Origin of the sequence: Chloroflexus sp., from assembly GCF_034434295.1 — a bacterium.
Classification (GTDB): Bacteria; Chloroflexota; Chloroflexia; order Chloroflexales; family Chloroflexaceae; genus Chloroflexus.
On sequence record NZ_DAOTZQ010000065.1, the window covers coordinates 1 to 6,859 of the forward strand.

At 58.9% G+C, this 6,859-nt stretch carries 4 protein-coding genes; 2 read left to right on the plus strand and 2 right to left on the minus strand.

The window, feature by feature from the left end; all coding sequences use genetic code 11:
• Positions 1-351: 351 nt before the first annotated feature.
• Positions 352-1,032 carry a type II CAAX endopeptidase family protein gene (locus VAE57_RS09985; RefSeq protein ID WP_322821737.1) on the plus strand — a complete coding sequence of 227 codons (681 nt, stop codon included), beginning with the start codon at positions 352-354 and terminating at the stop codon, positions 1,030-1,032.
• Positions 1,033-2,275: 1,243 nt separating this feature from the next.
• Positions 2,276-5,554: a BTAD domain-containing putative transcriptional regulator gene (locus tag VAE57_RS09990; RefSeq protein ID WP_322821738.1), complete on the plus strand. Its 3,279-nt coding sequence runs from the start codon at positions 2,276-2,278 to the stop codon at positions 5,552-5,554.
• Positions 5,555-5,587: 33 nt separating this feature from the next.
• On the opposite strand, the gene VAE57_RS09995 is transcribed toward VAE57_RS09990, so the two are convergent.
• Together VAE57_RS09995 and VAE57_RS10000 are read right to left on the minus strand one after the other, a co-directional pair.
• Complete coding sequence (locus VAE57_RS09995; protein ID WP_322821739.1) at positions 5,588-6,382, minus strand: DUF4058 family protein; 795 nt, start codon at positions 6,380-6,382, stop codon at positions 5,588-5,590.
• A gap of 29 nt (positions 6,383-6,411) precedes the next feature.
• On the minus strand, positions 6,412-6,859 hold a 448-nt coding region (locus tag VAE57_RS10000), incomplete at its 5' end, for a hypothetical protein (RefSeq protein ID WP_322821740.1).

Consider the following 6,859-nt stretch of genomic DNA (forward strand, 5'->3'; position numbering starts at 1 on the left):
GATTCCTTGATCGTGACGAGCACACCCGGCACCCGCGTGACCAGCCGGGTCAACGACGTGACACGTGCCAGATCGTGAGCATGGCTGGCGCGGCAGCCATGCTGCCGCACTCCAAACCACGCCACACGCGGATGATGAGCGATTAAGGCAACCTGTTCAGCTCGTGATAGCACCGGAGATGGTTATTAGAGCGCGACAATGCAGCTTTTTATGAAATAAGTTCGAGCCTCCGCACAAAGATTGACTTGTCACCGTGAGAGCAGGACGCCACAAACATCAGTACCCATTCTGACAGTTTCTCCAGTTGCTACAATACGAGTGAAACGTTGGGTATACAACAGGACTGCAACAATGTCTGGCAAGCAACCATCACCCGCAACCCTGGTCGGCCTGTGTGTGGCGCTGGGTTTGCCCTTCATCCTGACCCTGGTGTCAGGTGGACGTTCGGATGTGTTGTGGGATACTCCACGCACCGTGCTTACTATCGCTCAGGAATGGGTCGTTACGATTATTTTGATCGGCATTGTGATCTTCTGGGAGCGCCGACCGTTGGCGTCTATCGGGATCGTGCGCACGACGTGGCGCGATGTCCTGTGGGGGCTGAGAGGTTTCGTGGTCGGTGCGCTCTCGTTTGTCATTACTATCCCATTCGTGACGGCGTTGGGGCTAGGAACAACCAGCACAGGTATTAATCAGTTGGCGCAGACCCCAATGGCACTGCGAGTGGCAATCGTGATCACCGCCGGGATTACCGAAGAGATACTCTTCCGCGGCTATCCGATTGAGCGCTTTACCGAAATGACCGGCAAGCTGCACTGGGGAGTAGGGATTGCCTACCTCGCTTTTGTGCTGCTTCATATCCCCTTTTGGGGATTGGGTGGCACCATTCAGATCGGGGTCTGGTCGCTGCTTGTAACCGGTCTTTATGTCTGGCGGCGAAATCTGCCAGCCTGTATGGTGATGCACGTGTTGAATGATGCGTATGCGTTTATCTTGCTCCCGGAATTGTTCGCGCAGTACCTGCCGCAGTGAAGAGCATCGGTTAGATCGTATTCGTGAGCTATCGATAGGGTATCGGATTATCTCGCGAAGGGCAATGCCCGACAGTGCAATCAGTGCAGGGGCGCCGGGGGTGGGTGTCGTCAGAAGATGAAGATTCAGGAGCGTACAGAATACACTAGTGCATGCAAGAGGTAAGGTTTTAGAGATGTTCTGGACGCCTTCATCCCCAACCCCGCTCTCGCGGTGCAGAAGTGGAGCGGCAGACAGCCTGAGTCAGGGGTTCTTGACGCTATAGAAGTTGTCTTAACTTAGCTATTCTGTCTGTCCGAGAGGCTAATGAGGTCGGGAAGAGGAAGGAATAACGCATTCATACGCTGTAACGTTTTAGCAGATGTGCCTGACTGCGACTGGAGCATACATGACAGTGCCGACGTTTGATGAATATCTTCGCTCGCTTTGGCAAGGATTTTGCTCAACGTATAGCTCACTCTCCATCTTTGCCAGTAGAACCTGTTTCAAAAAACGTCTGCCAGGAGTTATCCCATTCTTGACCGACTCTATGATCGTAACGAGCACATCCGGCCTCCCCGTGACCGGCATGGTCAACCGGATGACACGCACCGGAGCGTAGGTACGGCTGCTGGGGCAGCATGGCTGCCGCACTCCACACCGCGCACCACGTGCATGACGACTGGCAAAGGCAACCAGTCCAGGGCGTGATGGCACGACCAGAGCGGCACGCTGCTAATGAGACAGGAGCGGGATACGCTGTCTTTGATGCCTGGCAAGCGTTCATACGTCTGTGCCGCAGTCTCGTAGCACGACAAGCAAAGTTTTTTATGAAATAAGTTCTATTCTCAACAGCACAGCAGGTACATCGTGTGCCGGAGGTGGGTGTTGTCAGCTCGTGAAGAAAATGAGTAATCTCTATATCCCGGCATGTGCCTGCTGCGCTAGAGGTGGGTGTTGGCAGGGGTGGTGTAGGCCGGCTGTGTATCGGGATGACGCACAAATATGCCACGTCGGGTAGACGGTCGTTTCAGCGGATCACATCCTCGCCGTTTGGCAGTGGCGGGCAGGTGGGCACGCCGCTCACGCTGGCTGGAGGAAGCTGGAATAGTTCAGAAGTACGTCTCCCGAACTCCATAGAATCTGCCGATGGTGCCCATACCCGTGGTATGTTCCGCCAATTGAATGTCCACGTATCAGGTTTCGCACGCACCCTGGTATAATACAGGGCACCGTATGCCCGCTTGAGGATTGTTACGCCGGTATGAATGAAGAGACAGTGTTGTTACAGGCAAAGGTCGCGCCGCCCCGACCACACCGCTATCGGTTGGTACGACCAGCGGTGACTGCGCGTTTGCGCGAGGCGTTTGATTATCGGGTAACGCTGGTGCAGGCCGGTGCCGGCTATGGTAAGACGACGGCACTGGCCGAGCTGGCCATGAGTTCGGCAACGGTGTGCTGGTATACCATCGGTGAAAATGACCGTGACCCGGTTTCGTTTCTGACGTATCTGGCCGCTGCGTGTGCCCCGGTATTGCCACAGGGGGCGCCAGAGGCGCTGGCGACGCTTCGTTCGCATCCGGCTGACCGTGCGGTCTGGACGCAAACTGTCGATGGGTTGCTCAATACGTTGGCCGGTTCGCCACGACGACCTGTGTTGCTGATCCTCGATGATTATCATTTTGTTGCGGCATCGGCCGAGATTCGGGCATTGACTGAGCGGCTGATTACGTATGCACCGCCCTGGCTGAGTCTGTTGATTGCGACGCGCTATCCGATAGTGAGCGGTGAGCTGGTGCGATGGCGCGCTCGTGGTGAGGTGCTGGAGTTACACCGCGATGCACTGGCTTTTACCCACGATGAGATTGCTTCGCTTTTTCGCGATGTGTTTGGTATGGCGCTGAGTGACGCTGATGTTGATCTGCTCGATCACCATACCGAGGGTTGGCCGATTGCGCTTCAGTTGGTCTGGCAGGGCTTGCGGAGTGGGCAGGCGCGCAGTGTGAGTGAGCTGTTGGCCAGTGGCCCGGCGTCGCTGGCGGCGTTGTTCGATTTTCTGGCTTCGGATGTGCTGGATCGACAGCCGCCAGAGATTGCGTCTTTTTTGCGGGCAACTGCGCCGCTGCGGGTGCTGACTGCGGCGGCGTGCGATGCTGTGCGTCAGGCTGATGATAGTGATCAGTTGCTGGCTCAGGTGCGCGACCGCGATCTCTTTGTGGTTGAGCTGGATGCCAGCCATTACCGCTACCATCATCTGTTTCACGATTTCTTGCGCCAGCAGACGCGCAGCGATCCCGATCTGGCCGAGCGTCACCGGCGTGCAGCGCGTCATTATGCGGCAGCCGGTCAGGCCGAGGAGGCGATTTACCACTGGTTTGCCGCCGGTGAGGTGGCAATTGCCGCCGATGCGATTGTGGCAGCCGGGGAGGATGCGCTGCGCAATGGTCGGCTCGATACGCTGACCGATTGGATTGATGCGTTGCCGGCTGAGCTGATCGCGAGTCGTCCGCGCTTGCAGAGCTATCTTGGCGATCTGTACCGGTTGCGTGCCCGTTTTGATGAAGCCCGTAACTGGTATGCGCAGGCTGAGACGATCAGCCGGCAACACGGCGACCGCGCCGAGCTGGCCCGTGCCTTGTACGGTCAGGCTCTGGTTTATATCGATCAGGTGCAGCCGGTGCAGGCCGAGAGTGTGTTGCAGGAGGCGTTGCGGGTCAGTGAGGGGTTGGAGGATCAGGTTGCCCGCGCTCGTGTGCTTGAGCTGCTGGCCGAGAATAAGCTGAATATGGGGCAGCCGGACGAGGCAGAGGCGTTGCAGCAGCAGGCACGCCAGTTGCGCGCCGCCAGCCCGGCAGCCGATCTGCTGAGCGCACGGGTGAAGCTGCGTACCGGTCAACTGGCGGCGGCACGGATGTTGTTGCAGGCGTGGCGGGATCAGGAGCGTGTGGCGACGGCACGGGGTGCCACCCCTGCACCACGCGGTCATCGCGAGGCAGTGCTGGTGCTGGCGTTGATTGCCGCCTTTGAAGGAGATGTCGATCAGGCGCTCAGTCTGGCTGAAGAAGGTGTGCAGGTCGGTACTGAACGCCACTCCCGTTTTATCACCTCTGTTGCCTACGCCCGTCTTGGGCACGCCTGGTTGCTCAAGAGTGCGTTAACCGGTGCGTCAGCACGGGATCGTGCGCTTGAATATTATCGCCAGGCTCTGGCCGAAGGTCAGGCGATAGGCGTCGACCGGTTGCGGGTGGAACCGCTCTGGGGGTTAACCCGCCTCTACGGGCTGGCCGGTGATCTGGCGGCTGCCGAGAACGCCGCAGTTGATGGACAGGCGTTTTGTCGCTGGGCAGGTGATTTGTGGCTGGGGGCGATGATCCAGTTGCAACGCGGTGTGAGCCATTTGCTTGGCGGTAAGTTTAACCGTGCACAAGAGATATTGCTGGCTGCCCGCGCCGATCTGCGCGCCTGTAGTGATCGGTTTGGTCAGGCCGTAGCCGCGCTCTGGCTGGCATTGGGATACTACGAACAGCGGCATGATGCCGCAGCGACGGCGGCGATTGATGAGGCGCTGGATTTAAGTGCTACCGCCGGCTACGACTACCTCTTTACCCGGCCAACATTTCTCGGCCTTCCCGATCCGCGTCGGGTCATCCCGCTCTTGCTGGCAACCCGCACGCGCGGGCATCATCGCGACTACATCGAGCGGCTGTTATCCGCCATGGGGCTGCGTGGTCTCGAAGCGCACCCAGGTTATCAGTTGCGGGTACAAACTCTGGGGACGTTCCGGGTCTGGCGTGGCGATCACGAGATTGAGATGCGCGAGTGGCAACGGGATAAGGCCCGTCAGCTTTTTCAGGCGCTGATCGTTCATCGCAATCGCTGGCTACAACGCGATGAGCTGGCCGAATTGCTCTGGCCACAGCTCAATCCTGAAGCGGCTGTGCGCGACTTTAAGGTTGCGCTGAGTGCTGTCTATCGAGCGTTGGAGCCGAATCGTACTGAGGCAACATCGGCATTTATTGCCCGTGAAGGCAGTGCGTATCGGCTACGGCCAACGGCAGACATCTGGCTCGATTGTGCTGAATTCAGTGCTGGTTGCACAACCGGTCTGCGGCTGCTCGATCAAGGCCAGATCGGTGCCGGCATGCAACGACTCCAGGCTGCGTTGCAGCTTTACCAGGGTGATTTTCTTCCCGATACGATCTATGAAGGCTGGGCTGACGCGGAACGAGAACGGTTGCGGAGTATGTTTCTGCGCAGCGCCGACCGGCTGGCCCAGTGTCTGGCTGAACAGGGGCAGAACGAGGAGTTGATTGCGCTGGCCGAACGTATCCTCACCTACGATAACTGCTGGGAACGCGCTTATCGGTTGTTGATGCTGGCCTACGCCCGTCAGGGCAATCGGGCTGCTGCGCTACGGGTTTTTCAACGTTGTAGCGAGAATCTCGCCCGTGAACTCGAGGTTGATCCGGCACCGGAGACCATTGCACTCGCCGCACGGCTGCGGCAGGGAGAGGTGCCTTTGCCACACGAAGCTGTCGGGTGACGGCGGCAGAATGGTTATGACGGGTATTGAAGGCTACGCACGCAACCCGCGTGCCTGCAGATGGGCAGCGAGCCAGGTAGCCTCTTCGGGGGTGAGGTCGGGCGGCGGCGGGGGTTGACGGTAGTCGATCCGCAGGTCGTAGCGTGCGTTGCGGTAGACCTGATGCAGGAGGTTGGTCAGCGGCAAGGGCACATCAGGGTCGGGGCGCCGCAACGGCACCGGCACCGTTGGGAGCGGTTTGTCCAGCGGACAGAGCCAGATGTCAATCTCTGGCCAGCGTTCGGCGCGGCTGAGGAAGATGACGTAAGGGGTAGCAGGGAGTGGATCGGGGTGGGCCAGCCGTGGCCGCCGGCCACCCCGTAGCAGGTCGATTTCGAGCAGATGTACCCCGCTTTGAAACAGCTCCCGTCGTTTTTGCTCGTAAGCATCAGCACCGTCGGGGATCGGACGCTTGTTCACCGGTGAGAGCAGCTCAATAGCGGTGACCAGGGTATCATCGGTCACGGTGCGGATTTCCAGCCGGGCGTAGCGCGTGGGCACTTCGAGCAAGGCCGTCCCGGTCAGTGAGGGGGTATCTACCGCGATTGTGGCCGGCGTGACCGCTGCACTTTCCCGCTCAAACACACCGACATCGGGCACGAGAGCGCGCCGGGGTACCGTGATCTCAACCTGCTCCAGCGCGACGTAAGGGGTGATCTGGGCAACGTACCCCGGTGCAATCTGGGCCTGTAAATAGTCACTCATTGCGTTCACCAGCCGATGGTGCACATCAGGCCACAGATTTGAACGCTCCAGATACGGATCCATGCCCGGAAATGGTGGTTCCATAGATTGCTCCTGGGTAGTGGTGTGGAATATTATAGCATGGACGGCAGCTTGCCCGCGGCGGAACCATTGTCGTGGTATATCAAATCTTCGTTCATCAGTTCCGTGATAGCAGTTGTCTCGCTCTGGGGGTCGACTTTCTGCTCGCGCTCTTCCATCACCCGTACCACTGTCGCGGGAAGCGAAAGGAGCCTGGTGTTCAGGCTGGATGCATACTCCACGACGTGCCACCGCTCACATACAGGTAGCTCATCACGAATGATCAAGTCAGACGGACGTGCTCTGCACACATCCCGTTCCTGGGGCCCGTAGCGAAGTCGCAGCATCCTACACCGGATCGAGCGCACGGCTAGCGCAGCGGCATGGCTGCCGCCCTCCATACGATGCGTCACGGCAAGCCGGGCTGAAAGCGCGGTATTCTCACCAGAGTAGATACAACCGCAACCCTCGGAAGTACCGCTATACCACGCACCAGATCGA

Coding starts and splice junctions, on each gene's coding strand:
- VAE57_RS09995 (WP_322821739.1), bottom strand. CDS start 6,382: ATGGAACCACCATTTCCGGGCATGGATCCGTATCTGGAGCGTTCAAAT.
- VAE57_RS09985 (WP_322821737.1), top strand. CDS start 352: ATGTCTGGCAAGCAACCATCACCCGCAACCCTGGTCGGCCTGTGTGTG.
- VAE57_RS09990 (WP_322821738.1), top strand. CDS start 2,276: ATGAATGAAGAGACAGTGTTGTTACAGGCAAAGGTCGCGCCGCCCCGA.